Annotated in this window: 24 protein-coding genes; 14 read left to right on the top strand and 10 right to left on the bottom strand. The window is 35.9% G+C overall.

Annotated elements, in window-relative coordinates; all coding sequences use genetic code 11:
• Positions 1–200: 200 nt before the first annotated feature.
• The 5 genes from NAT50_RS00185 (at position 201) to NAT50_RS00165 (ending at position 6,136) form a co-directional block, all read left to right on the top strand.
• Complete coding sequence (locus NAT50_RS00185) at positions 201–1,022, top strand: energy transducer TonB (RefSeq protein ID WP_250590283.1); 822 nt, start codon at positions 201–203, stop codon at positions 1,020–1,022.
• Between the two features lie 133 nt (positions 1,023–1,155).
• Positions 1,156–2,028, top strand: coding sequence for a lipoyl synthase (gene lipA / locus NAT50_RS00180; protein ID WP_250590281.1), 873 nt, complete (start codon positions 1,156–1,158; stop codon positions 2,026–2,028).
• A gap of 14 nt (positions 2,029–2,042) precedes the next feature.
• Entirely contained in the window at positions 2,043–2,912 is an 870-nt protein-coding gene (locus tag NAT50_RS00175) for a cation diffusion facilitator family transporter (RefSeq protein WP_250590279.1), read from the top strand.
• Positions 2,905–3,906, top strand: a complete 1,002-nt coding sequence (gene gap / locus NAT50_RS00170; protein ID WP_250590277.1) for a type I glyceraldehyde-3-phosphate dehydrogenase — start codon at positions 2,905–2,907, stop codon at positions 3,904–3,906. Before NAT50_RS00175 ends, gap begins: the two co-directional genes overlap by 8 nt.
• A 34-nt stretch (positions 3,907–3,940) precedes the next feature.
• Positions 3,941–6,136: a tetratricopeptide repeat-containing hybrid sensor histidine kinase/response regulator gene (locus tag NAT50_RS00165; protein ID WP_250590275.1), complete on the top strand. Its 2,196-nt coding sequence runs from the start codon at positions 3,941–3,943 to the stop codon at positions 6,134–6,136.
• Here NAT50_RS00165 and NAT50_RS00160 read toward each other — a convergent pair.
• Positions 6,133–6,945: a purine-nucleoside phosphorylase gene (locus NAT50_RS00160; RefSeq protein ID WP_250590273.1), complete on the bottom strand. Its 813-nt coding sequence runs from the start codon at positions 6,943–6,945 to the stop codon at positions 6,133–6,135. The genes NAT50_RS00165 and NAT50_RS00160 overlap by 4 nt on opposite strands.
• Positions 6,917–7,948, bottom strand: a complete 1,032-nt coding sequence (gene lpxK / locus NAT50_RS00155) for a tetraacyldisaccharide 4'-kinase (RefSeq protein ID WP_250590271.1) — start codon at positions 7,946–7,948, stop codon at positions 6,917–6,919. Before lpxK ends, NAT50_RS00160 begins: the two co-directional genes overlap by 29 nt.
• 78 nt (positions 7,949–8,026) lie before the next feature.
• On the opposite strand from lpxK, the gene NAT50_RS00150 reads away from it, so the two are divergent.
• The 7 genes from NAT50_RS00150 to NAT50_RS00120 all read left to right on the top strand — a co-directional run bounded on the left by NAT50_RS00150 (position 8,027) and on the right by NAT50_RS00120 (position 15,608).
• Positions 8,027–9,121: a Nif3-like dinuclear metal center hexameric protein gene (locus NAT50_RS00150; RefSeq protein ID WP_250590269.1), complete on the top strand. Its 1,095-nt coding sequence runs from the start codon at positions 8,027–8,029 to the stop codon at positions 9,119–9,121.
• A gap of 3 nt (positions 9,122–9,124) precedes the next feature.
• A complete protein-coding gene (locus tag NAT50_RS00145) occupies positions 9,125–9,901 on the top strand; it encodes a zinc ribbon domain-containing protein (protein ID WP_250590267.1) in 777 nt (258 codons plus the stop codon).
• Between the two features lie 34 nt (positions 9,902–9,935).
• Positions 9,936–10,781, top strand: coding sequence for an alpha/beta fold hydrolase (locus tag NAT50_RS00140; protein WP_250590265.1), 846 nt, complete (start codon positions 9,936–9,938; stop codon positions 10,779–10,781).
• A gap of 121 nt (positions 10,782–10,902) precedes the next feature.
• Positions 10,903–12,759, top strand: coding sequence for a DNA mismatch repair endonuclease MutL (mutL, locus tag NAT50_RS00135; RefSeq protein ID WP_250590263.1), 1,857 nt, complete (start codon positions 10,903–10,905; stop codon positions 12,757–12,759).
• Positions 12,756–13,568, top strand: a complete 813-nt coding sequence (locus NAT50_RS00130; RefSeq protein WP_250590261.1) for a rhomboid family intramembrane serine protease — start codon at positions 12,756–12,758, stop codon at positions 13,566–13,568. Before mutL ends, NAT50_RS00130 begins: the two co-directional genes overlap by 4 nt.
• Before the next feature lie 46 nt (positions 13,569–13,614).
• A complete protein-coding gene (locus NAT50_RS00125; RefSeq protein ID WP_250590259.1) occupies positions 13,615–14,499 on the top strand; it encodes a rhomboid family intramembrane serine protease in 885 nt (294 codons plus the stop codon).
• A gap of 56 nt (positions 14,500–14,555) precedes the next feature.
• Positions 14,556–15,608 carry an endonuclease/exonuclease/phosphatase family protein gene (locus NAT50_RS00120; protein ID WP_250590257.1) on the top strand — a complete coding sequence of 351 codons (1,053 nt, stop codon included), beginning with the start codon at positions 14,556–14,558 and terminating at the stop codon, positions 15,606–15,608.
• 31 nt (positions 15,609–15,639) lie between these two features.
• Here NAT50_RS00120 and NAT50_RS00115 read toward each other — a convergent pair whose 3' ends face one another.
• The 8 genes from NAT50_RS00115 to NAT50_RS00080 form a co-directional block, all read right to left on the bottom strand.
• The gene (locus tag NAT50_RS00115) at positions 15,640–16,254 is read right to left on the bottom strand and encodes a WbqC family protein (RefSeq protein ID WP_250590255.1); all 615 of its coding nucleotides are present in this window, start codon (positions 16,252–16,254) and stop codon (positions 15,640–15,642) included.
• Positions 16,255–16,316: 62 nt separating this feature from the next.
• Positions 16,317–17,882, bottom strand: a complete 1,566-nt coding sequence (gene lepB / locus NAT50_RS00110; protein ID WP_250590254.1) for a signal peptidase I — start codon at positions 17,880–17,882, stop codon at positions 16,317–16,319.
• A 91-nt stretch (positions 17,883–17,973) separates the two neighbouring features.
• Entirely contained in the window at positions 17,974–18,675 is a 702-nt protein-coding gene (gene dapB, locus NAT50_RS00105) for a 4-hydroxy-tetrahydrodipicolinate reductase (protein WP_250590252.1), read from the bottom strand.
• A gap of 6 nt (positions 18,676–18,681) precedes the next feature.
• Entirely contained in the window at positions 18,682–19,239 is a 558-nt protein-coding gene (locus NAT50_RS00100; RefSeq protein ID WP_250590250.1) for a DUF5683 domain-containing protein, read from the bottom strand.
• Positions 19,239–20,138 carry a ParB/RepB/Spo0J family partition protein gene (locus NAT50_RS00095; RefSeq protein ID WP_250590248.1) on the bottom strand — a complete coding sequence of 300 codons (900 nt, stop codon included), beginning with the start codon at positions 20,136–20,138 and terminating at the stop codon, positions 19,239–19,241. The genes NAT50_RS00100 and NAT50_RS00095 overlap by 1 nt, the downstream gene beginning before the upstream one ends.
• Positions 20,139–20,153: 15 nt before the next feature.
• Positions 20,154–20,918, bottom strand: coding sequence for a ParA family protein (locus tag NAT50_RS00090; RefSeq protein ID WP_250590246.1), 765 nt, complete (start codon positions 20,916–20,918; stop codon positions 20,154–20,156).
• 174 nt (positions 20,919–21,092) lie between these two features.
• Positions 21,093–22,220 carry a methionine aminotransferase gene (locus tag NAT50_RS00085; RefSeq protein ID WP_250590244.1) on the bottom strand — a complete coding sequence of 376 codons (1,128 nt, stop codon included), beginning with the start codon at positions 22,218–22,220 and terminating at the stop codon, positions 21,093–21,095.
• On the bottom strand, positions 22,220–23,698 hold the full coding sequence (locus tag NAT50_RS00080) for an amino acid permease (RefSeq protein WP_250590242.1): 1,479 nt from the start codon (positions 23,696–23,698) through the stop codon (positions 22,220–22,222). Before NAT50_RS00080 ends, NAT50_RS00085 begins: the two co-directional genes overlap by 1 nt.
• Positions 23,699–24,196: 498 nt before the next feature.
• Here NAT50_RS00080 and NAT50_RS00075 point away from each other — a divergent pair, with 498 nt between their 5' ends.
• Positions 24,197–24,871, top strand: a complete 675-nt coding sequence (locus NAT50_RS00075; protein ID WP_250590240.1) for a hypothetical protein — start codon at positions 24,197–24,199, stop codon at positions 24,869–24,871.
• A gap of 388 nt (positions 24,872–25,259) precedes the next feature.
• Positions 25,260–25,652, top strand: coding sequence for a hypothetical protein (locus NAT50_RS00070; protein WP_250590238.1), 393 nt, complete (start codon positions 25,260–25,262; stop codon positions 25,650–25,652).
• Positions 25,653–25,943: the final 291 nt, after the last annotated feature.

Below are 25,943 nucleotides of genomic sequence, written 5' to 3'. Positions count from 1 at the left end.
TGTTTACTGCCTCAAGCGAGTATTTGGTGTGTCTGTCGTCACAATATTTTTAGATTAATTTCTATATTATTGTTTTAAAAATAATAAAATTGTTAATTTATTTAAATATTTAATTGTTTTAACAAAATTTTGGCATGATATTTTCACTTGGTTAATAATAAGGTTGAAAGATTATTAATTAACTATAAAAATGAGAAATTATGTCAAAATTAAACATTACCAAAACCGAATGGTTAGAGCTTGTTTTTGAAGGAAAAAACAAGGAGTATGGTGCTTATCAGTTAAGACGTGAGCAGGGAGAAACAACACTTAAGGCATTTTTTACTGCTTTGGTTTTTTTAGCAAGTCTGATTTTGTTGCCCGTTTTGTTGAGTTCATTTGTAGAAAAAGAAGTGATTCCAGAACCAAAAATTATTATTGATGAAAGGATAGTCGTTGCAGATTTAAGGGAGATTAAAGAAATTCCTAAAAAGAAAGAAGAGTTTGTAAAAAGAAAAGCTGCTGCAGCACAAGTTCCAATCACTACACAAAATTTGATTAATCCCACAGTGGTGGAAGCTTCGCAAGCACCCGAAGTCGAGTTTACTAAACCTCAAGATATAGGAAAACCGACTTCTGAAGATGCTAATGCTTCACTAGGATCAGGTGCTTCATTTGTGAATGGTTCAGGTACCGATTCTGTTGGAGAGACTGTTAAAACGCCTGAAATCATGACTACGGCAACTGTAGATAAAAGCCCGTTGTTTCCGGGTGGGATTAACGCTTTTTTGCAAATAGTAGGAAGTCGATTTAAAACTCCTGAAATGGATGAAGGAAAAACGGTTCGTGTTGTAGTTTTCTTTGTGGTGGAACGCGATGGAAGTTTGTCTGGTATTACCGTACCTAAAAATCCTGGATTTGGATTAGATCAGGAAGCGATTCGTGTGTTAAAATCTATCAAAACAAAATGGGAACCCGGAATGTATCAAGGGCAAACGGTAAGAACACAATATTCTTTACCTATTGTAGTCCAAATGCAATAATTTTTAAATTTTTATGAAGTCATTCGATCTTAATTGTTGAATGGCTTTTTTTCTAAAATCAAGTTAAATATAACTTATAAACAAATCTTTCAATAAACAACAATCCGTATCTTTGCAATGCAAAATTTTCGATATGGAAACAGCTACGCAATCAAATATACTTCCGGTAGGAAAACCAAAATGGTTAAAAGTTAAACTGCCAATAGGAGAAAAATATACAGAACTCAGAGGTTTAGTCGACAAATACAAACTGAATACTATTTGTACTTCAGGAAGTTGTCCAAATATGGGAGAATGCTGGGGAGAAGGTACCGCTACTTTCATGATTTTAGGGAATATCTGCACACGCTCTTGTGGGTTTTGCGGTGTTAAAACAGGTAGACCTGAAGATGTAGAATGGGATGAACCAGAAAAAGTGGCTCGTTCGATAAAAATTATGAAGATTAAGCATGCGGTAATTACCAGTGTAGATCGTGACGATTTAAAAGACATGGGGTCTATTATTTGGGCAGAAACAATTAAAGCGATTCGAAGAATGAATCCTGAAACGACCTTGGAGACATTAATACCTGATTTTCAAGGTATCGAACGTCATTTGGATCGTATTATTGAAGCCAATCCTGAAGTGGTATCGCATAACATGGAAACAGTACGTCGTTTAACACGCGAAGTACGTATTCAGGCTAAGTATGATAGAAGTTTAGCGGTGCTAAAATACCTAAAAGAAAAAGGTATCCGAAGAACTAAGTCTGGTATTATGTTGGGCTTAGGAGAAACAGAAGAAGAGGTAATTCAAACCATGAAAGATCTTCGTGAAGCTAATGTTGATATTGTTACGATTGGTCAATACCTACAACCTAGTAAAAAACATTTACCGGTAAAAGAATACATTACTCCTGAACAGTTTGCAAAATACGAACAAATAGGAAAAGAGTTAGGTTTCCGTCATGTAGAAAGTGGTGCCTTGGTTCGTTCTTCGTACCATGCACAAAAACATATTTTATAATTCAAATTTCCGAGATGAGTAACGCGCAAACAGCTATTAAGGCTACCTATTTTAGTCTGATTGGAAATGCGGCCTTAGCTGTTGTTAAAGGCTTGGCGGGTTTTTTTGGAAATTCGTATGCTCTTATTGCCGATGCCATAGAGTCTACAACAGATATATTTTCTTCCTTTTTGGTGCTACTTGGACTTAAATATGCGAACAAACCTGCCGATGAGAATCATCCCTATGGGCATGGAAGAGCAGAAGCTTTAGTAACGTTTCTTGTCGTTGGCTTTTTGATAACTTCCGCAGGAATTATTGCGCATGAAAGTATTATCAATATCCAAACGCCACATGATTTGCCTAAATCTTGGACACTCATTGTTTTAGGAGTGATTATAGTTTGGAAAGAAGTTTCGTTTCAAATGGTGATGAAAAAAGCCAAAGAAACCAATAGTTCTTCTTTAAAAGCAGATGCTTGGCATCATCGTAGCGATGCGATAACTTCTGTAGCAGCAATCATAGGAATTTCTATCGCAATCTTTTTGGGAAAAGGATATGAAGCGGCCGACGATTGGGCGGCATTGTTGGCTTCATTTTTTATTTTGTACAATAGTTATTTGATTTTCAGACCAGCTTTGGGAGAAATAATGGACGAACATTTGTATGATGATTTAATTGTAGATGTTCGAAAGGTGGCACAACAAGTAGAAGGAATTGTTACTACTGAAAAATGTTTTGTCAGAAAAGCCGGAATGGTCTATCACGTAGATCTTCATGCCGTAGTGAATGCTCAAATTACAGTTAAGGAAGGGCATGATATTGCGCACCAACTCAAAGATACTCTTAGAGATCAAATACCTCAATTAGGACATGTTTTGATACATATAGAACCACATGAATAAAACAAAAATAGCAATTAACGGTTTCGGAAGAATCGGAAGAAATCTTTTTCGATTGTTGTTAAATCATCCCACCATTGAAGTCGTGGCAATAAATGATATAGCCGATAACAAAACCATGGCTCATTTATTAAAATATGATAGCATTCATGGTGTCTTGTCGAATCAAATCTCTTGTAATGATAATGCTATCATCGTTGATGACAAGCCTTATGTGTTTTTTCATGAAAAAGAAATCAAAAACTTAGATTGGAAATCGTTAGATATCGATTTTGTCATTGAATCAACAGGAAAACACAAAACGTACGAAGCAATTTACCAGCATATTACTGCCGGTGCTAAAAAAGTTATTCTTTCTGCTCCTGCTGAAGTTGAAAAGATAAAAACGGTGGTTTTAGGGGTTAATGAAACGATTTTAGACGGTAGCGAGTTAATTGTTTCCAATGCTAGCTGTACCACGAATAATGCAGCTCCGATGATTAAGGTTATTCAGGAATTGTGTGGGATAGAACAAGCTTACATAACAACAGTGCACTCTTATACAACCGATCAGAGTTTACATGACCAACCCCACAAAGATTTACGTCGTGCTCGAGGGGCAGCTCAATCGATAGTGCCTACAACGACTGGGGCAGCAAAAGCATTGACTAAAATTTTTCCTGAACTTGAACAAAAAATTGGAGGATGTGGAATTCGTGTTCCGGTTCCGGATGGTTCACTAACGGATATTACGTTTAATGTGCAGCGACAAGTGACCATTGAGGAGATCAATGAGGCTTTTAGAACAGCTTCAGAAGATTCCTTAAAAGGTATTTTAGCCTATACCGAGGATCCAATTGTTTCGGTTGATATTTTAGGTAATCGTAATTCTTGTTTGTTTGATGCTCAGTTAACTTCTGTTATCGATAAAATGGTTAAAGTAGTTGGATGGTATGACAACGAAATTGGCTATTCTTCTCGAATTATTGATTTAATTGATTACATTAATAAAAAATAATTATATTTAAGGAATTTTGTACTATCGCTAAAATATGTCTAAAAAGGCCTTACTTTTTTTTATGAATCTATTCTGTTTATTGGGGTTTGCCGCCAATAAATTCGAAGACGATTTTGCTATCGATAGTTCTTATTATTATTCCGAAACAGCGGTTTACTACAAAAATAACAAGATTTTTGACAAAGCTCTTGAAAATGCCAACAAGGCAATAGTGTATTCTAAAAAGCATACTAATGAGCTTAGTTTGGCTAACAGTTATTACACCCTAGGAATAGTTTATGTTGAGCTGAAAAAATATGAAGAAGCCATAGAAAAATTAATCAGGGCTGTTTCTATATACAATACTTTGGAACCCAGTGCCAAACAAGCGCTTTCTTATTACAATCTTGGTGTTTGTTATATGCACAAGAGTAATTTCAGTAAAGCCGAATCATATTTCAATAAAGCCAATATGGTTTATGAAACAATGAATCTAACCAATGGTAAAAACATGGTAGATTTACAAAAGGCTTTATTGTATTTAGAAAAAAATGAAGTTAAAATTGCCGAATCTGCTCTAAATAACTTGGTTCGTATGCCTTCAAAAGGCAAGGATACTTTCAATCTTCAATCGGAAGCCTTTTATCAACTTGGGGTAATCAAAGATGCTAAAAATGATAATGAAGAAGCATTACAGTATTTAATAAAAGCTTTTGATATTAGTGTTGCCAGTAAAAATATACAACAACAATTAAAAGTAGCTAAAAAGCTGAGTGAGCTTTACGAAAAAATAGGGATAATGAATAAATCCCTAGATTATCTAAAAATTCATACCAAACTAAAAGATTCGCTTGATGTTATAGCTTTAAACCAGAAAAAAACCTTGATTTCAGAACAGGTTAAAGTGGGAGATATCATGCGCGACATGGAAAAACTGGACAAAGAGCGAAGAGAGCAAGAAAAAGCCGGGAAATTTTCAAGATTGATTAATATTTTAAGTATTGCATTAATTACAATTTTGTCCTTATTGAGTTTATCCTTGTATAAAAATAATATTATTCGTAACAAGTCCAATGAGTTGCTTCGGGAGAAAAACTTAGAGTTGGAAGAAGCTAAAGAGCGAATCGAAAAAGCTTCACAAGCTAGAGCAGAATTCTTGTCAACCGTAAGTCATGAATTGCGAACACCACTAAACGCGATTAACGGAATTACTCATATCTTGTTGGAAGATAGGCCGAAAGCGAGTCAAATAGAATATTTAAAATCGTTGAAGTTCTCTGGAAATTATCTTCTTACCTATATTAATGATATTCTCGAAATAAACAGAATTGAATCTAATAATATCGAAATTGAAAAAATCAATTTCAATGTTAGAGAACTGCTACAGAATATTCAAAATTCATTAAAAGAACAAGCGAGTCAAAACAACAATGATTTTGTTTTAAGAATAGATGATGCCGTTCCTGACTTCTTGGTTGGTGATACCACAAAACTGTCGCAAATTTTTATCAACCTTATCAATAATGCGCTTAAATTCACCAAGAATGGAAGCATCATTGTTGCGGCAAAATTAGTGAGTAAAGACGAGGAAAATTGTAAGTTAAGTTTCGAAGTGCAAGATACCGGTATTGGTATTCCGCGAGAAAAACAAGAATCTATTTTTGATAGTTTTTCACAAGGATCGGTCGAAATCAATAGAAAATATGGAGGAACTGGTCTTGGTTTGACCATTGTGAAAAGACTGATTGCTTTGATGGGCTCTCAAATTAGCGTAAAGAGTGAAGTAGGTGTTGGGTCGACTTTCTACTTTGATCTCGAATTTAAAATAGGAGAGGAAGTAGTGACTAAGAACGCGGATGAAATTATAGATGAAAAAGTATTTATTAATAAGAGAATTTTATTGGTAGAGGATAATAAGATCAACCAAATGATTACCAAGAAAATTCTTGAAAAGAAACGTATGATTGCCGAAATCTGTGAAACCGGAGAAGATGCTATCGAAATGATGCGTAAAAATAAATACGATTTGGTTTTAATGGATGTTCATTTGCCGGGTATCAACGGTACTATAGCTACGGAACAGATTAGAACGTTTGATGCAGTGACTCCTATCATAGCCTTAACTGCTATATCCTTGAACGAAAATAGAGAAATGTTACTTTCTTACGGTATGACCGATGTGATTACCAAACCATTTAATCCCGATAATTTTTATAAAATTATCGAGACTAATTTGGTTTTTGAATACTAATATTGTGTGATTAATTCTTTAATTAACTGACGAACATGAGGTTCAGCTCCTCGTGCAGCCTCTAGGACTTCTTCGTGTGAAATTGTATCGATACTTTCTGCATCTCCCATATCAGTAATTACAGAAATACCAAATGTTTCCAATTCCATGTGGCGGGCTACAATAACTTCAGGCACAGTCGACATACCAACGCAATCACATCCCAAAGCCTTAACCATTCTGTATTCTGCTAAAGTTTCAAAAGTTGGTCCTTGCAATCCTAAATAAACGCCGTCTTGTATCGTTATGTTTAATTCAGAAGCAATTTCTTTGGCTTTTGCCATCATTTTTCGGCTGTAAGGCTCACTCATATTGACAAATCTAGGGCCGAAACGCTCGTCGTTTTTGCCACGTAGAGGATGTTCAGGCATCATGTTAACATGGTCTTTGATAATTACAATAGAACCTACTGTATAATTTGGATTTACACCACCCGAAGCATTGGATACAATTAGTTTTGTAACTCCTAAATATTTCATTACTCTTACCGGGAAAGTAACTTCTTTCATGCTGTAGCCTTCATAAAAATGAAAACGTCCTTGCATGGCTACTACTTTTTTTCCGTTTATATTTCCAAAAACCAAAGCGCCTTTATGGCCTTCAACGGTAGAAATAGGAAAATTAGGAATTTCACTATATGGTAAGATGAATTCAATTTCTATATCATTGGTAAATCCTCCCAAACCAGAACCTAAAATTACTCCGTATTCTGGAGAAAAATTAGTTTTATTCTGGATGTAATCAACAGTTTCCTGTACTTGTTCCCACATACTCTAAAATCTTTTTGTCAAATTGGTTACTACTGGTTACAAACGATGATTTTATGGGTAGATAATATAATTGTTCTGAAGGTAATTTGCCTTTTAAACGCACAAAATCTTTTTCGGTTGTAACAATTTTTTTTCCGTTTGCTGTTTCTAAAATCAATGCGATATCTTTTTCCGAAAACTCGTGATGGTCAGGAAAAACCATCGTTGATTTTTTGGCAGCCTGCAAATATCTGAAAAAAGGTTCAGGTTTTGCAATGCCTGCAACAATTAACTTATCAACAATTTGGAAATCAGAAAACGAAATCTTTTCTGTTTCGGAATAGCAATAATCGTCATATTCTATAAAGGTAAAGAATATTGGAGTTTCTGATTTTACCCAATGGTTAATTTTTTTTCGAATTTCTTCTTGTTTTGCTTCCGAAATGTTTGGTGGACATTTAGTGACTATGATAATGTCGGCGCGATGACTTCCAGAACGACTTTCTCTTAAATTTCCTGTGGGTAGAATATAATCATCACAGAATAAATCATCATAGGCGGTTAGAAGGATGTACAAACCGGCTTTTACTTTTCTGTGTTGAAAAGCATCATCTAACAAAATTACCTCTGGTTTTTCTTGTTGAGAAAGCAGTTGCTCTATTCCGTTTTTCCGTTGCGCATCCACAGCTACTTGAATATTCGGGAATTTACGGTAAAACTGATACGGTTCGTCGCCTAGTATTTCTGGAGTTGTTGTATTGTCGGCTAAGACAAAACCTTTGCTATTTCGTTTGTAGCCGCGACTCAGTGATGCGATGCGGTATTGATTAGAAAGTAATCGAATGAGGTATTCTATTTGTGGTGTTTTTCCTGTACCTCCTACACTTAAATTTCCAACAACAATGGTTGGAACAGAAAAGGAATAGGATTTTAAAAAACCTTTGTCGTATAAAAAATTACGAACGCTAGTAATAAAATCATATAACACAGCAAATGGGAACAGTATTTTTCGTAATAAAATCATGTTACGAAAGTAGGATTTTTTATCTTTATATTAAAGTTGTGAGGTTTATTCGTTACTTTGTTAATTCAAAATAATGCTATGAAAATTAAAGAAATTCTTTCGATATTAGAAGAAATGGCTCCCTTGGCCTATGCCGAAGATTTTGATAATGTAGGTTTATTAGTTGGAAATTCGGAAGTCGAAGCTACAGGAGTATTGGTCTGTCATGACGCTTTGGAGTCGGTAATTGATGAGGCAATTGAAAAACAATGCAATTTGGTAGTTTGTTTTCATCCTATCTTGTTTTCGGGGATAAAAAAAATTACGGGAAAGAATTATGTAGAGCGTTCCGTATTGAAAGCCATCAAAAATGACATTGCTATTTATGCGGTGCATACGGCTTTGGATAATCATCAGCAAGGGGTCAACAAAATATTTTGTGATGCCTTAGGATTGACCAATACTAAGATTTTAATACCAAAATCCAATTTTATTTATAAGTTAGTAACTTACACAATTCCTGAAAATTTTCAAGAATTACGCAATGCCTTGTTTGATGCTGGGGCCGGAAAAATTGGTAACTATGAGGATTGTAGTTTTAATTCCAAAGGAATTGGGACTTATTTAGGTAATGAAAATAGTCATCCACAAATTGGAGAACGTTTCGAGTTTGTTGAAGGAGAAGAGATAAAGATTGAGGTGACCTTTGAAAAATACTTGCAAAGTAAAATTCTAAAAGCCCTTTTTAAACACCATGTTTACGAAGAAGTGGCTTATGAAATTTATGCGCTTCAAAACACCCATCAAAATATTGGTTTAGGAATGATTGGCGATTTACCTCAAGAAATGAACGAATTGGAGTTCCTCCAAATGGTGAAACAAAAATTAGATTGTGGCGGTATTCGTCATACGGAATTTTTAGAAAATCCTATTCGCAAAGTCGCCGTACTTGGAGGTTCAGGAAGTTTTGCTATTTCCAATGCTATTCAGGCAGGAGCTGATGTTTTCTTGACAGCCGACTTGAAATATCATAATTTTTATGAAGCAGAAAACAGAATTGTCTTAGCGGATATTGGTCATTTCGAAAGCGAAAGATTTACAAAAAACTATATAGTTGATTATCTTACGAAAAAAATTCCTAATTTTGCAATCGTTTTATCACAAATAAATACAAATCCAGTTAAGTACTTATAAAATATGGCAACAAAAGAATTGAACGTTGAAGAGAAGTTAAGAGCGTTGTATGATTTACAATTAATAGATTCAAGAATCGACGAAATTAGAAACGTAAGAGGGGAATTACCTCTAGAAGTGGAAGATTTAGAAGATGAAGTTGCTGGGTTAAGCACTCGTTTAGAAAAACTTAAAACGGACATGGAAAGTATCGAAGAGCAAATCAAAGTAAAGAAAAGTGCTATTGATGAGCATAAAGAAGCGATTAAGAAATACACGGCGCAACAAAAAGAAGTTCGTAACAATCGTGAATTTAACTCTTTAACAAAAGAAATAGAGTTCCAAGAATTAGAAATTCAATTAGCGGAAAAACATATCCGTGAGATGAAGGCTTCTATTGAACACAAAAAAGAAGCTATTACTCAATCTAAAGAAAGATTAGAAGCAAAATCTACTCACTTGAAGCATAAAAAATCAGAATTAGACGCTATTATGGCGGAAACTGAGAAAGAAGAAAAATTCTTGACTCAAAAATCTGAAGAATTCCAAGCGCAAATTGAAGAGCGTTTATTAAATGCTTATAAAAGAATTCGTTCAAGTGTTCGTAACGGTTTAGCGGTTGTTTCGATTGAGCGTGGTGCTTCGGCTGGTTCATTCTTTACCATTCCACCACAAACTCAAATGGAAATTGCCTCTCGTAAAAAGATTATCACTGATGAGCACAGCGGAAGAATTTTAGTAGATGCTGCTTTAGCAGATGAAGAAAGAGAAAAAATGGAGCAATTATTTGCAAATATTTAATTAACTTAATCCCGAGTAACTTCGGGATTTTTTTATGCGTAAAATTACCTATTTCATATTGGTTAAATCCATCGCTTGGTATATCAAGCTCATCGCTTTTTTGTCTCATAAAAGAGCTTCTTATCTGGCGTATCGTTTCTTTAGTGAGCCTCGAGAAGGGAAATTATCCAAAGATAAGTTGCCTAAAGTTTTGAAAAATACTTTTACGGAGACTTTTACAGAGGAAGAAACGCATTTTCAAGTCTATGTATGGGAAGGAAACGAAAATACGGTTTTATTGGTACACGGTTGGGAAAGTAATGCTTCTCGATGGGAAAATTTATTGCCGTTTCTTCAACGTTCCGGGAGTACCATAGTAGCCTTAGATGCTCCAGCTCATGGTTTATCAGGTGGAAAGATTTTTAGTATTCCGCAGTATGCACAATTTATTCATAAAACCGTAGAAAAATACCAGCCTCAATACCTTATCGGTCATTCAATTGGAGGGAAGACGTGTTTGTATTATCAGTATTTGTATCCCAATAATAGCATTCAAAAAATGGTGATTCTGGGAGCTCCAAGTGATTTTACTATTCTAATTAAGAATTTTGCGAGAATTCTCGATTTAAGTAATGCTATAGTGGCTGATTTAGAAGCCAGATATATAGAATTTTTCCAGCAACAATTAGAAGATTTTTCAGGACAAAAATTTGCGTCACATCTTAAAGTCAAAGGATTAATTGCTCATGATGTCGATGATGACGTTGTTTCGGTTAAAGAAGGTTTGAAAATAGCTCAGGCTTGGAAAGATGCGCAATATATTGAGACTAAAGGACTAGGGCATAGCATGCACAATGAAGCGCTCTACCAAAATATCTATGAGTTTTTGTTTATTCAGTAAATTGTTCAGAATTGTCAATAATTAAGAATTTATTGGCTATAAAAACCCGTTGCTTTTCCTTATTTTTGACGTTCGATTCTTCTGTCAGAATCTAGAAACTAGAAAACTCTAAACTAATTCAATGTCAAGCATAATACAATTACTTCCTGATCACGTAGCTAACCAAATTGCTGCCGGAGAAGTCGTTCAGCGACCCGCTTCTGTTGTAAAAGAGTTAATGGAAAACGCCATTGACGCCGGAGCTACGGATATTAAGTTGATCTGTAAGGATGCCGGAAAAACCTTGATTCAGGTTATTGATAACGGTAAGGGGATGAGTGTGACCGATGCGCGCTTGTGTTTTGAGCGTCATGCTACATCAAAGATTCGAAAGGCAGAAGATTTATTCGATTTACATACTAAAGGGTTTCGTGGAGAAGCTTTAGCATCTATTGCTGCTATTGCTCACGTGGAATTGAAAACCAAGCAAGACCAAGAAGAATTAGGAACGCATATTATTATTGAAGGAAGTAAATTTACACAGCAAGAGCCTGCGGTTTTGCCCAAAGGAACTTCATTTGCGGTAAAAAATCTTTTTTTTAATATTCCGGCCCGTCGTAATTTCTTAAAATCGGATACTGTAGAACTTAAGCATATTATCGATGAATTTCAGAAAGTAGCAATGGCTCACGCGAACATTCACTTTACGTTGTATCACAATGGAAGTGAGTTGTTTAATTTGCCTCAATCGAATTTGCGTCAACGTATCGTGAATATTTTCTCAGGTAAAACCAATGAAAAGCTGGTGCCTGTTAAAGAAAATACTGAGATTGTTACCATTGATGGATTTATAGGAAAACCAGAATTTGCCAAAAAAAATCGAGGCGAACAGTTCTTTTTTGTGAATGACCGATTTATTAAGAGTGGTTATTTGCATCATGCCATCCTTTCGGCCTACGAAGGTTTGTTAAAAGAGGGAACGCAACCTAGTTATTTTTTATATCTAAATGTTCCACCGCATACTATCGATATCAATATTCATCCTACAAAAACGGAGATCAAATTTGATGATGAACAGGCTTTGTATGCGATTTTGCGTTCGACTGTAAAACATAGTCTAGGACAGTTTAATGTGGCTCCTGTATTAGATTTTGATCGCGATGCTACATTAGATACACCTTATGATTTCAAAGGTAAAGAAGCAACTTACCCTACTATTCAGATAGATAGTACTTTTAATCCTTTTGCGGAGGAAAAAAAATCCGATGCTAAAACTTCGGGGAGTAATTTCTCTTTTCAACCAAGGAAAGAAGCACAACCTCATTGGGAAAGTTTGTATGTCGGTTTAAAAGATACCTTCGAATCTCAGGAAATGCAGTTCGAATCTGATGTAGTGACTAGTTCTTTGTTTACCGATGCTGAGGTAGAACAACCCAAAACGGTAACGTATCAAATACACAAAAAATATATTGTTAGTCCCATTAAATCTGGAATGCTGATTATCGATCAGCAACGGGCTCATCAACGTGTGTTGTACGAGCAGTTTCTAACCAATATTACCGTACATCAGGCCAATAGCCAGCAATTGTTGTTTCCATTGACTTTGTATTTTTCTGGAAATGAAATGGCTTTGTTACTTGAACTGATTCCTTCTTTGGAAAACACGGGATTTGTTTTCGATGAAATAAATTCGGATTCTCTTGTGATTTCAGGACTTCCAGTTACTATTTCGGAAAGTGAGGCCTCTATTGTTCTAGAGCAATTGGTGGCCGATTTGCAGGATGAAATTCCAGAGAGTAGCTTTAGTCAAATGGATAGTATGGCAAAATCTATGGCTAAGAGTTTAGCGGTCAAAACGGGAACTTATTTGACTGAGAAGGAGCAAGAAAATTTAGTAAATAACTTATTTGGATGTAAGGAAAACTCGGTTTCTCCATTCCAAAAACCTACTTTTATTACTTTAAGTATAGAAGATATAGATAAAAAATTTAGCGTATGATGCCTATAACTCCAACTGTAAAACAGTTACTGATTATTAATATTCTTTTCTTTGTAGGATCGCTTGCTGTTCCTCAGGCTACAGAACTTTTAGCGTTGCATAATCCTCAAAGTGATAATTTCAGAATTTGGCAAATTATTACCCATATGTTCATGCATGGTGGTCCGGCTCACATATTCTTCAATATGTTTGCGTTGTATTCTTTTGGATCGTCTTTGGAACATTTTTGGGGTGGAACAAAATTCTTGTTTTTTTATATTTCTTGTGGATTAGGAGCTGCTTTATTGCAATTGGGAATTAATTACTATGAATTACAACAAGGATTGCAAATGGCATCAGATCTAGGTTTATCGCAAGAGACATTGCATCAAGTGTTAAATGTTCAATTTAGTGATGGAACCATGTATCGAGGCGATTTGTTTGAAAATGCAGTGAAACCTATTTTAGAACAAACCGATTCTTGGAGTAAGGTCAATTATGATAATTTAAAAGCGTTATTTGATTCTGCGATTAAGTTGGATTATAAAATGGTCGGTGCTTCAGGAGCTATTTATGGTTTGTTGGTTGCTTTTGCTTTTATGTTTCCAAATGCAGAATTGGCTTTAATGTTTATTCCTATTCCAATTAAAGCGAAATATTTTGTACCAGGATTATTATTAATAGATTTATTTTTAGGATTGAAAGGGAATTCAATTTTTGGAGGAGGAACTGGAATAGCTCACTTTGCGCACATAGGAGGCGGATTGGTAGGGTTTTTGATGATGTGGTATTGGAAGAAAAATTCTTTTAACGATCGCCGTTGGAACTAATAAATAGGAGTGAGGGTATTGTTTAAATATCGAAAATTAAATAACAATGAGTAGTATATTTCAGGATTTAAAGCAGCAGTACAAAGTAGGCGATATGGCTACTAAGTTAATTTTTTGGAATAGTTTTCTTTTTATTGTTCCTTCTCTTATTGCTGTTGTATTGTATCTAGTAAATATACCTTTTGATTATAAAGATTACGTCGCTGTACCCAGTTTATGGAGCCTATTTGTTTTAAAGCCATGGACTTTAGTTTCTTATTCTTTTTTTCATAACAGTGTCCTTCATTTAATTTTTAATATGATGATGCTCCATTTTTCCGGAAGATTGTTCACCACTTTTTTTACTCAAAAACAGTTGTTTGGACTCTACTTTTTGGGTGGTCTTTTTGGAGGTCTTTTGTTTTTGTTAGGTTATCAATCAATTCCTTCTTTGCAAGGACAAAGTACTGCACTTATTGGTGCTTCGGCTTCTGTAATGGCTATTTTAGTGGCAACTACAGTATATCAACCGGATTATAATTTACGTTTGTTGTTTTTCGGAAACGTAAAACTGTGGCATGTGGCTCTTGTGTTCTTGATTTTGGATGTTATTCAGTTGCCTTTTGATAACACCGGCGGACACATAGCACACTTAGGTGGTGCATTGTTTGGTTTTGTTTACATTCAGTTTCTTAAGTCAGGAATCGATTTAACGTCAGGTTTGAATAGCTTTTTGGATACTTTGATGAGCTTATTTTCAAAGAAAAAAACAACACCTTTCAAGAAAGTACATCGCAATGTAAAACCAAAATCACAACCTTCAGGCAGTCGTATTGTAACAAAAGATAAAACACAACAACAAATAGACGAAATATTAGATAAAATCAGTCAGTCTGGTTATGATAGTCTAACGAAAGAAGAGAAAGAGTTCTTGTTTAAAGCTGGAAAATAAGGGTGTTTTCAGTATAAAAGTTATGTGGGTATCCATTTTTAGAAAGAGCATGTCGTATGAAAAAACTGTCTTGGTTTAATAAAATAATATTTTTTTTTAATGCAGTGGTAACTGTACTAACGTTTGTTGCCTATTTGCTACCCTTTCTGGCGCCAAAATGGTTTCCATTCTTGTCGGTATTGACTTTATTTCTGCCTTTTTTTATAATAGTCAATGTACTTTTTTTTCTTTATTGGTTGGTACAAATCAAAAGACAATTGGCTCTTTCAGGCTTGGTTCTCATTTTAGGAATTACCTTCATTAATAAATACTATAAGTTTTCTGGCAAAGAACTGCCAACTTCCGATAAAGATTTTTTAGTGATGAGTTATAATGTTCGTTTGATGAATCTTTTTAATTGGATTCCGAAGGAAAATGTAGCAGAGGATATTTTAGAGTTTGTCAACGAAAAGAATCCCGATGTTTTGTGTATTCAAGAGTATTCTACTTCGGCTTCTGCTAAAATTGATTTGAAGATTTATCCCTATCGTTCTATTTTTATGTCAGGGGATAAAATTAAAACCGGTAATGCCATTTTTTCTAAGTTTCCAATCGTAGATGAAGGGAAGATTGATTTTCCAAAATCTAATAACAATGCCACTTTTGCAGATGTGAAAATCGGCAAGGACATTGTTCGTTTTTATAACATTCATTTGGAATCCTTAAAAATATCTCCTGATGTTAAGGATTTAAGCTATAATGTCGATAGTATTAAAAGCAAAGATTCGAAGCTCATTGTAAAGCGAATCAGTGATGGTTTTACCAAGCAACAACAACAAGCCGAAATTATCATGGAGCATAAAAAAGACTGCAAATACCCGATGATGGTTTGTGGGGATATGAATAACAGTGCCTTTTCGTATGTTTATCGTGTGATTAAAGGTAATATGCAGGATTCTTTCGAGGAGGCGGGGATAGGTTTTGGGAAAACGTATAATTTTAAGCATTATCCCGCTCGTATCGATTATATTTTCGCAGACACAAAAATGAAAGTTAAGAGTTTTGAGAGTTTCTCAGATTTTATTAAGTCTGACCACATGCCAATTATGGCGAGAGTCACCATTAAATAAAATTGTTCTTTAACTATTCTTTAGAAAGCGATTATAAGCTTTGTGCTAACAAATACTCTTTGGCATAGCGCCCTTCATTGAATAATAAATCCAATATACTTAAGTTGTTTAAATAACCGTGTTTTTCTTCAAAAACTTGGGTGTACGACTCAAAAGTAGACGTATCTTTTTTACCATTGGCAAGCAGTCTTAAATCTAACAATCCGGGTACTTCATGAAAGTATTCCGAAGTTTTCTGAGCTTCAAAAGTTACTCCCAAACACTTTTTCACAATCTCGATGGTTTCTAGATTTAAATCCATTAAAAAGGTGTGTTTTTTGGTAAAAATTGGAGAGATCGCATCTTCGAAATATTCAAAGAACGGAGATGTTCTATAAGCCGCCTCCAAGGATTTAAAATGTTGTTTTTGCCAGTCGAAAGCTGTTTCCAATCGAACGTCTTTGGTTTTCTGATGTGCTTCTTTAGAATGTTTAATCGGGATATTTAGGAGTTGTACACCATTTGGACTATAAATGTACATTCTGTTTCGATTGGTTTGTTTTTGGAAATTATCTTCCATTTCAAATGTAACCGAATTGGCTTGTGCCATGGCTACGAAGTGACTAATGGAAGGGAAATAAGTTGGATGTATGAGGATATTATTCATCTGTTTTATTGATAAAAAATGCTAAACTGGATTACAATTTAGCATTTGTTTTATTTATTTTTTTAAGCTTTTTTGGCTTTTCTTCTTTTAAACCAGTCGTAGCCAAACCACGCTACTAAAGCGATTAAAAAGTATTTGAAATACGATACCGGTTGTCCATCACCGCCAACGGTACAAAATAATCGGTCCCAACGGATCTTATCAATTGCTTTGCTCCAAGGAACATTCGGATCAACACTCCACCAGATAAATACTGGTTTACCTACTACGTGATCAAAAGGTACAAATCCCCAATAACGGCTATCTTCCGAACGATGACGGTTGTCTCCCATCATCCAATAGTAATCTTGTTGGAACGTATAGTTAATGGCTTCTTTATCGTTGATGTAAATTTTACCACCTTTTTCTTCTAATTTATTCCCTTCGTAAACGGTTATAATTCTTTTGTAGAAAGGTAAGGTTTCTTTGTTTAAAGCAATCGTTTTATTTGCTTCTGGGATATAGATTGGACCAAAATTGTCTTGAGACCATTTTTGGTTGTGAGGGAAGATAAAACGATTAATCGTTTTTGGCGCAGGTTCTATATCTTTTACTACCGATTTGATGATCGGAAGTTGTTTTATTCTTTCAATATTTTCATCGGTTACTGCCGCAAAATAATATTCGTTGGCATTATCCGTAGCTCCAATACCATCTGTAATTTTTAATTCGCCGATAAGGTATTGTGCATAGTTGTCTAAAGGTGTTCCGTCTGTTGTAATTCGGTAGGAGAATTGCGGTTTTGCTCTTTCCGGTAAGATCAGCCTTTTGTTATCAATATAAATTTCACCATTTTTAATAGAAAGATTATCTCCAGGTAAACCCACACAACGTTTTACGTAATTAGAACGTTTGTCTAACGGTTTGTCGATGTGTCTTCCGGATCTGTCGAAAAATTGATATACCGTATCGGCAGGCCAATTGAATACTACGATGTCGTTGCGTTTGATTTCTTGTATGCCAGGGAAACGGAATGATTGTAGTTGTGGCCAACTAGAATACGATTTTCCTTTAACGACCATTAAACTGTCGTGAACCATTGGTAATGCAACCGCTGTTTTAGGAGTTCTAGCACCATAATGAAATTTACTTACAAAAAGGAAATCACCAATTAATAACGATTTCTCCAAAGAAGAAGTAGGAATGTTGAATGGTTGCATCACATAAGTGTGTACTAGCGTCGCTACGACCACTGCATACAGAATAGAACTAATAGTGTCTCCTATTTGTGTTGTAGCCACAAGACTTCTGTCTTTGATATATTCAACTTTTTGTGTATAGTTAACATAATACAAGTAGAAACCTAAAGAGAGTACTCCCAATAAGGTGTCTTTGGTAGTGTTTTTTCCGAAGCTTCGTAAGGTTTCCACCCAAACCACTATAAACATGATAAGGTTTACTACCGGAACAAACAATAAAGCAGTCCACCAAGTAGGACGATTTATAATTTTCATTAAAATGATAGCGTTATAAACCGGAATAAAAGCTTCCATTGGTTTTCTTCCTGCTTTCTCGTATAATTTCCAAGTTCCTAATCCATGAATAATTTGAAGGATTAAGAAAAATATGAACCATTGTAATGCCGTCATTTTTTTACGTTTATTCGGTTAATATATTATTTTAATTATCTGAATGGTTTTGTTCGAAATGTAATGATAAATTTAAGATGAGTTTCCTCTTTTATGTCAGATTTAACACGTCTTTCATTGTGAAAACACCTTTCTTACCCATTAGCCATTCTGCTGCTACAACAGCTCCTAGAGCGAAACCTTCACGACTGTGGGCCGTATGTTTGATTTCGATTTGATCTACGTCGCTGTCATAAAAAATACTATGAGTACCTGGAATGTTTTCTATGCGTTTGGCTTCGATGTGTATTTCTGAATCTTTAGGAGTTTCCATGGTCCAAGAAGCATAATGCGAATTTTCAATAATTCCTTGAGCTAAAGAAATAGCTGTACCACTTGGCGCATCTAATTTTTGCGTATGATGGATTTCTTCCATGGATACTTTATACTCCTTCAAATGGCTCATCATTTTGGCTAGATAGGCATTTAATTCAAAGAAGATGTTTACTCCCAAACTAAAGTTTGAGCCATAAATGAAAGCTCCTTTTTTTTCATTGCACAAAGCCACCATTTCGTTGTACTGTTCTAACCAACCGGTAGTACCACTTATGATAGGAATGTTAGAAGCTAAGCATTCTGAAATGTTATTCACGGCGCTATCAGGTACACTAAAATCAATGGCTACGTCTGCCTGTTGTAAACCTTCGAAGGTATCGTTACTCGATTTGCGTAAAACAATTTCATGGCCACGTTCTAAAGCAATTCTTTCGATTACTTTGCCCATTTTGCCATATCCTAAGAGCGCTATTTTCATGATAATTTAGAATCTGTAATTTAGAGAAAGTCCAACATTTTGTTTGTAGTTGATTTCATCTTGCTGAATTTCAGGTGCAACAGTTAGTTTACTGTTTACATTGAATTGTTTAAGATGGGAGTCTACATTGGCATCAATAATGTTTAAGGCATAAAAAGCCACGGTAATAAGCAAAGACAAATCTTTGTTTCGTTGGTGGAATTTTTGAGCCTGAATTAATTGATTGTTACTTAATCTGTCGTATTTTGGATTCAGATTAATGTCGTTGGCCAATCTTTTTTTGTATTCTGTTCTGTAACTGTCGTACTTGTTTTTATTCCAAGAATAGTAGTAAATACTGGTTCCCATAGCACCCCAAACGATAGGTGCTTTCCAGTATTTTTTATTGTACACCTGTCCCATGCCGGGAAAAATGGCGGAGTAAAAGGCAGCTTTAGAAGGAGCTAACGGATTAATAGTGTTAGTAATCGTATCAGCCGCAGTAATATTCAGCGTTTCCTGACCCAATCCGGTAAAGTTTCCGAAAGAAGTACAGAAAAGCAGTATGTAAAACCAATATTTCACTAACCTTTAATCAATTTGATAATTCTATTGAAATCTTCTTCCGAATGGAATGGAATAGTAATTTTTCCTTTACCATTAGCGGCTACTTTTACGTCTACTTTGGTACCAAAATATTCGTTGAAAGTTTTCTTGTCTTCGGTATCTACTTCAAAGGCTCCGCCTGAGGTTTTTATAGTTGTTGGTTTCTCAGGAGTTCCTTCGTGATAGGCCTTTACCAATGCTTCGGTTTCACGAACGGATAGGTTTTGGCTCACAATTTTCTGATAGATTTCTGTTTGGGCATCGTGATCATCAACGTTGATAATGGCACGACCGTGTCCCATAGAGATAAATCCGTCACGAATACCGGTTTGAATGATGGGATCCAATTTTAGTAAGCGCATGTAATTGGCTACTGTAGAGCGTTTTTTTCCAACGCGATCACTTACTTGTTCTTGGGTTAATTGAATTTCGTCCATTAAGCGTTGGTACGACAAGGCGATTTCAATCGGGTCTAAATCATGACGTTGGATGTTTTCAACCAATGCCATGGTTAGCGATTCGTTATCGTCGGCTAAACGGATATAGGCCGGAACGGTCTTCAATCCTACAATTTTAGAGGCGCGTAAACGGCGTTCCCCTGAAATTAATTGGTATTTATTGAAATCCATTTTGCGGACAGTAATAGGTTGTATTACGCCCAATTCGCGAATGGATGTTGCTAATTCTTGTAAAGATTCTTCGTTAAAGTTGGTTCTTGGCTGGAACGGATTGATCTCGATAGCGTCAATCTCTAATTCAATAATATTTCCTACTACTTTATCTGCATTTTTATCCGATACTGATTTGATATCATTTTCAGGATCTTTTAATAATGCCGATAATCCGCGTCCCATTGCTTGTTTTTTTGCCAGTGCCATAAATCCTCCTAAATCTTAACTGTTTTTTTTAATAATTTCTTCTGCTAAATGAATGTAATTGACTGCTCCTTTGCTTGTTGCGTCATAGTTGATGATGCTTTCACCATAACTTGGGGCTTCACTTAATTTGATGTTTCGTTGAATCACCGTTTCAAAAACCATATTGTTGAAGTGTTTTTGAACTTCTTCCACTACCTGATTTGACAAACGTAAACGAGAATCGTACATCGTTAGTAATAAACCTTCGATGTCTAGTTCCGGGTTGTGGATTTTTTGTACACTTTTGATGGTGTTCAGTAGTTTTCCCAAACCTTCCAGAGCAAAATATTCGCATTGAATAGGAATCACCACACTATTAGCCGCAGTAAGGGCATTTAATGTTAGTAATCCTAATGACGGCGCACAGTCGATAATCACATAGTCGTATTGATCGATTACGCTTTCCAATGCTGTTTTAAGCATGTATTCGCGGTTTTCTTTGTCGACCAACTCAATTTCGATAGCCACCAAGTCGATATGAGCCGGGATAACATCTACATTAGGAGCCGAACTTTTGATTACTGTTTCTTCCGGTGTCGCGCTGTGTTCTAAAATCTGGTATGTACCCAATTCTACTGATTCTACGTCGATACCAAGACCCGAAGTAGCATTAGCCTGAGGGTCAGCATCAATTAGTAACACTTTTTTCTCTAAAACACCTAAAGCGGCCGCTAAATTAATAGAGGTAGTTGTTTTTCCTACTCCACCTTTTTGATTGGCAATTGCAATGATTTTACCCATTTGATTTCTGAAATTTTGAGCCGTAAAAATACAATTTATTATGGGATATGAAAATGTATTTTGTTAACAAAATAACAAAGTTGTAACTTATGACCTAAGCCTCAGTGATTTTGCTATTTTGACCTTACTAACGATGTAGTTGCGCTATCGGAAATTTCGGAAATGGGATCCGATTTATACTTGACAGAGTTTTTGTGCCGCTGCGATAAGTGTCTCATCGGTTTTCGCAAAACAAAAGCGAAGCATCTGCCTGTCTGTGGCTTCCTTGTAAAATACAGAAATAGGGATGGCCGCTACTCCGTGTTTTAGGATTAATTCTTTGGCGAATTCAACATCGTTGGCTGTGCTGATGTTCTTGTAATTTACTACTTGGAAATAAGTGCCGTCACAAGGCATGAGTTCGAAGCGACTGTCTTTTAGTAAGGATTGAAACAAATCGCGCTTTTTTTGATACATCCTAGACACTTCACTAAAATCGACTACCTCTAAGTATTGTGCTATGGTGTGTTGTGAAAAGCTATTGACACTAAACACCAAAAACTGATGGATTTTTTTTATTTCTTGCATCAGGTGTTCTGGTGCTATTAGATATCCTATTTTCCAGCCAGTTACATGTAGTGATTTTCCAAAGGAAGAAGCAATGATGGTTCTCTGGTTTAATTTTTCTCGGGTATGAAATGAGATATGCGGTTGTGAGAAGGTGATGTATTCGTAAACTTCATCTCCTAACACGAGAATTTGAGGATGTTTTTCCAAGATGGTTTCCAATGCTTCGAAGTCTTGTGAGGTCCAAATTTTTCCGGTTGGATTATGAGGATTGTTTACCACAATCATTTTGGTTTTGTGGGTAATCGCTTCTTCAATTCGATTGAAATTGGGAGTATAATCTTCGTTAAGCGCTACCCTAACCGGGATACCGCCGCCAACTAAGACTGAAGGTTCATAGCTGTCATAGCTTGGGTCTAAAATCAGTACTTCGTCTCCCGCACCAATCAACGCATTGATCGTAGTGAATATTCCTTGTGTTGCCCCAGCAGTAATCAACATTTCGGTGTTGGTATTTACGGTTCTTCCGTATTGCTTTTGAGTTAACAAGGCAATTTTTTCCAATAGCGAGGGTAAACCAGCCATTGGAGTGTATTGGTGAATATTTTCTCTGATGATGCGTTCGGAGATCTGTAATAATCGTTCGTCTTCCGGAAAATTCGGGAAGCCTTGCGAAAGGTTTATGGCTCCGTGCTGATTTGCTAATTGCGACATCACAGAGAATATACTGGCGGAATTGTTGGGTAACTTTGACATTATAGCGAGGCGTCTTCTTTCTTTTGTTTTCCTAATTTACTGTTTTGTTTCCCGTAAAGATAATAGATTCCGATTCCAATTCCTAACCAGACAATTAATCGGATCCAAGTGCTTAATGGTAGGGAAACCATCATTAGTAAACAAGTAATTATTCCTAGTATGGGCACTACCGGAACCCAAGGTGTTTTGAAGGGTCTAGGTGCATTGGGTTCTTTTTTGCGTAAGATTAATATTCCGACACACACCATGACAAAGGCCAAAAGCGTTCCGATACTCGTCATTTCGCCTACAACACTGATAGGGACTAATCCGGCAAAGAGGCTGATAAAAATACACAACACGATATTGGATTTGATTGGAGTGTTTAATTTGGGATGAAGTTCCGAAAACATTTTAGGGAGTAATCCGTCTTTACTCATTGCATAAAATACGCGGGATTGTCCTAATAAATCTACTAGGATTACAGAAGTGTATCCAATTAAAATGGCTATGATAACCGCCGTAGCCAGCCAAAGGTATGGTGTTTTAGCAATGGCAATAGCTACGGGAGCTGCACTGTTTTTGAATTCTGAATAGTGTGCCAATCCGGTCATAACATATCCGAAAGCGATGAACAATATAGTACAAACAATAAGGGAACCTAAGATTCCGATAGGCATGTTTTTTTGAGGATTTTTTGTTTCTTGTGCCATCGTTGCAACGATATCAAAGCCTATGAATACAAAAAAGATCACTCCGGCACCGCGTAGTATGCCCGACCAACCAAACTCTCCAAACTTTCCGGTATTTTCAGGGATAAATGGGTAGTAATTTTCTGGTGTGATGTATTGCCATCCTAACCCAATGAATAATAATACAACTCCTACTTTTAGGGTTACCACTATAGCGTTGAAGAATGCAGAACTTTTGGTTCCTCGCATAATAATCAAGGAAATAAAGACGATGATCAGTACTGCCGGCAAATTGATGATTCCGGTTATGGTTTCCCCGTTGGGGCCTATGGCTTTTTCAAACGGAGACATGATTAATTGAGGAGGAATGTAGATGTGAAACTTTTCCAAGAATTTGACTAAGTATTGCGACCAGCTAATTCCTACGGTTGCCGCTCCTACGGAATATTCTAGGATAAGATCCCATCCTATAATCCAAGCAAATAGTTCTCCGATGGTTGCATAAGCATAGGTATAGGCGCTTCCTGAAACGGGAACCATTGACGCAAATTCTGCGTAGCACAAGGCACTGAAGGCACATCCTACGGCGGCTACGACAAAAGATAAGATTACTGCAGGTCCAGTGTTGTTTGCGGCGGCGATTCCGGTTAGTGAAAATAGTCCAGCGCCAATAATCACTCCAATTCCAATCATGATTAAATTGAATCCGCCTAGACTTCTTTTAAGGCTTCCGGCATTGTTTTCTGAAGCTTCTCGTTGTAGTGCTTCTATTGATTTTTTTAGCATCGTTATGTCTGTTTTTGTCATTTTTTGAGATACACTTTTTTAAAATCCTAGTGTTATGCCTCAATTTTTCGCAAAAGTATTTATAAAAAAATAGAGTGTTTTGACGTTATGTAGATGTTCTATCGGTGAATAGAGGCGTGTGGTGCATTTTTTTTCAAAAATTCATTTGTTTTTTGGAAATAAAACCATTGAAATGTTTAATGGTAGAATATTTTACTAAAATTAATGGTTTGTAATTGTTCTTGTAGAAATATTTTCGCTATGAGCTTTTGGTTGGACGTGTTGGGATAGTGTTTTTTGTATTGTTTTGGTGAAGAGGAGCGTCTTCTTCCTTAGCCAAAGCTTTAAGTATGTATACTATAATTATACGACAACTATATGATAACTATACTATAAATAAAGATTTTTCTTATATTTGAATTGCTAGTTAGGTATTTATGTTATATGGCAAAAGTTAAAGGTATAGTGCAATTGGAAGGCACTTTGGGAGAAATTACCTTCTATCGAATGGAGGGAAAAGTGATTGCGAGGAAAAAACGGGATATTTCTAAGAAGACATTTCAAAAGGCTCCCAATTACCAATCGTTTCGCGATGCGGGTAAGGAGATGGGGCAAGCGGCTAAGATGAGTTCTGCCTTTAGGAAGCCTTTAGCACTATATACTAAAGGGATTGCTGAAAACCGAATGTATAGTCGTGTGAATGCTTTACTGCGTCGGTTGATTTTGTTGGATGGCGTTTCCTTGCGCGGTGCACGAACGGTTGCTCAGGGTTTGGCAACCCTAGAAGGGAAACAGTTGGTGAAAGGCTTTTCGTTTACGAAGCATTTGTGTTTGTCACATGTTTTGTTGACCGACTTTAATTGGGATGCGACAACAGTGACGTTTGGGATTCCTCATTTTGAGCCAGCGCAACATTTGAAGTGTCCGATTGGGGCAAGCCATGTAGCAATACAGTTGTTGGGGTATGATTTTGATTTTGCAGATTCCTCGCATCAGTTGTTTGTGAGTGAAGCGTCACACATTGCTACTGACGCAACTCCGATGTCGTTGTGTTTGCGTTTGCCGGATTTGCCTAGTCCGCAAGGTTTTCGTTTTTTTATGTTGCGCATCTTGTTTTATCAGGAAGTTAATGGACAAAGGTATCCTTTGCGAGGTGATGATTGTGGCGTGATGGAGGTTTTGGAAGTGGTTTGATTGCTATTAGTAAGGAATCAATTTCTAATTTGGGTACTCAAGCCAATGCGGATTGTTTTTAAGTAAGAGTTATACCCGTCAGGTTTTAAAAACCTGACGGGTATAAAATGAGCAGTAAGTATCGATTTTGGGGTCAAAAGAACCTTTTAATAAAAGCTAAGGATAATTATTTAAAGCTTGTGGGAGATGCTCGCTCAGGTTAAGTAACCGTTTGTCTTTAGAATTACTTGAAGTAATCCGCGCTATCGATGTGGGTTTAAAATATGAATATTAAGTTATTATATTTGATTTATTGGAGTGGACGCGGATTGTAAATCTGCACTATCGGGGTTAGAACAATTAATAGGTAAGTATAGTTCAGATTTGAAAAAGTTTGTAATTAGTTAAAATGGACAATATCACAATCTATAAAGGAAAAAAATACAGCTTAGAGTTAGATGAAGGTAAAGCTAATTTGTTTTCATATAACTTAGAAATGTATCCAAGCATAAGAGGTTTAAATACTGAAGAGATAGACTATGCATATAAAACAAGAAAATGGGTTAAAATTCGAGGATATGAAGCATTGTACAATGGAATTAATGAGGGTTTTGTATTATTGGATGTTCGTCCAAGTATTGATGTTGGTATATTAGAAGCGAAACAAGTGGATAGAGACACATATCATGCTCGTTTACCAATTTCTGAGATAGAATCTATGTGGGAAGAACGAATGCCTTTTTTAAATTTTCCTTTTCCAGAGGGGCTTCCTTTAAGGCAAGATTTAGAAATACCTAGCTAGTTGTTATCCCAGTTGGCACGAGCATCTTGCTTGTGTCAATTGGAATAAAAAAATATTTTAATAATAGAATTTAATTTCAAAACATATTAAAAACTACTACATTTAATTTATGAGTAGGGAATATAGTAATGCATAAAATTATCACCCGCTCCCATGCGAATCCTTTCGCGCGACAGCGAGGGGATGTGCTAGGAAAAAACAATGTGCTTGCGGTAGTTTGCTCTCACAATATCCATAGGTTGTTCAGGATACCTTTTGCAAAAATCAGGAATTCACTATCTTTGAAAGGTT

Origin of the sequence: Flavobacterium luminosum, assembly GCF_023635005.1 — a bacterium.
Classification (GTDB): Bacteria; Bacteroidota; Bacteroidia; order Flavobacteriales; family Flavobacteriaceae; genus Flavobacterium; species Flavobacterium luminosum.
This window is presented reverse-complemented; position numbering and strand designations above follow the sequence as displayed.

Coding starts and splice junctions, on each gene's coding strand:
- NAT50_RS00185 (WP_250590283.1), top strand. CDS start 201: ATGTCAAAATTAAACATTACCAAAACCGAATGGTTAGAGCTTGTTTTT.
- lipA (WP_250590281.1), top strand. CDS start 1,156: ATGGAAACAGCTACGCAATCAAATATACTTCCGGTAGGAAAACCAAAA.
- NAT50_RS00175 (WP_250590279.1), top strand. CDS start 2,043: ATGAGTAACGCGCAAACAGCTATTAAGGCTACCTATTTTAGTCTGATT.
- gap (WP_250590277.1), top strand. CDS start 2,905: ATGAATAAAACAAAAATAGCAATTAACGGTTTCGGAAGAATCGGAAGA.
- NAT50_RS00165 (WP_250590275.1), top strand. CDS start 3,941: ATGTCTAAAAAGGCCTTACTTTTTTTTATGAATCTATTCTGTTTATTG.
- NAT50_RS00160 (WP_250590273.1), bottom strand. CDS start 6,945: ATGTGGGAACAAGTACAGGAAACTGTTGATTACATCCAGAATAAAACT.
- lpxK (WP_250590271.1), bottom strand. CDS start 7,948: ATGATTTTATTACGAAAAATACTGTTCCCATTTGCTGTGTTATATGAT.
- NAT50_RS00150 (WP_250590269.1), top strand. CDS start 8,027: ATGAAAATTAAAGAAATTCTTTCGATATTAGAAGAAATGGCTCCCTTG.
- NAT50_RS00145 (WP_250590267.1), top strand. CDS start 9,125: ATGGCAACAAAAGAATTGAACGTTGAAGAGAAGTTAAGAGCGTTGTAT.
- NAT50_RS00140 (WP_250590265.1), top strand. CDS start 9,936: ATGCGTAAAATTACCTATTTCATATTGGTTAAATCCATCGCTTGGTAT.
- mutL (WP_250590263.1), top strand. CDS start 10,903: ATGTCAAGCATAATACAATTACTTCCTGATCACGTAGCTAACCAAATT.
- NAT50_RS00130 (WP_250590261.1), top strand. CDS start 12,756: ATGATGCCTATAACTCCAACTGTAAAACAGTTACTGATTATTAATATT.
- NAT50_RS00125 (WP_250590259.1), top strand. CDS start 13,615: ATGAGTAGTATATTTCAGGATTTAAAGCAGCAGTACAAAGTAGGCGAT.
- NAT50_RS00120 (WP_250590257.1), top strand. CDS start 14,556: ATGAAAAAACTGTCTTGGTTTAATAAAATAATATTTTTTTTTAATGCA.
- NAT50_RS00115 (WP_250590255.1), bottom strand. CDS start 16,254: ATGAATAATATCCTCATACATCCAACTTATTTCCCTTCCATTAGTCAC.
- lepB (WP_250590254.1), bottom strand. CDS start 17,882: ATGACGGCATTACAATGGTTCATATTTTTCTTAATCCTTCAAATTATT.
- dapB (WP_250590252.1), bottom strand. CDS start 18,675: ATGAAAATAGCGCTCTTAGGATATGGCAAAATGGGCAAAGTAATCGAA.
- NAT50_RS00095 (WP_250590248.1), bottom strand. CDS start 20,138: ATGGCACTGGCAAAAAAACAAGCAATGGGACGCGGATTATCGGCATTA.
- NAT50_RS00090 (WP_250590246.1), bottom strand. CDS start 20,918: ATGGGTAAAATCATTGCAATTGCCAATCAAAAAGGTGGAGTAGGAAAA.
- NAT50_RS00085 (WP_250590244.1), bottom strand. CDS start 22,220: ATGTCAAAGTTACCCAACAATTCCGCCAGTATATTCTCTGTGATGTCG.
- NAT50_RS00080 (WP_250590242.1), bottom strand. CDS start 23,698: ATGACAAAAACAGACATAACGATGCTAAAAAAATCAATAGAAGCACTA.
- NAT50_RS00070 (WP_250590238.1), top strand. CDS start 25,260: ATGGACAATATCACAATCTATAAAGGAAAAAAATACAGCTTAGAGTTA.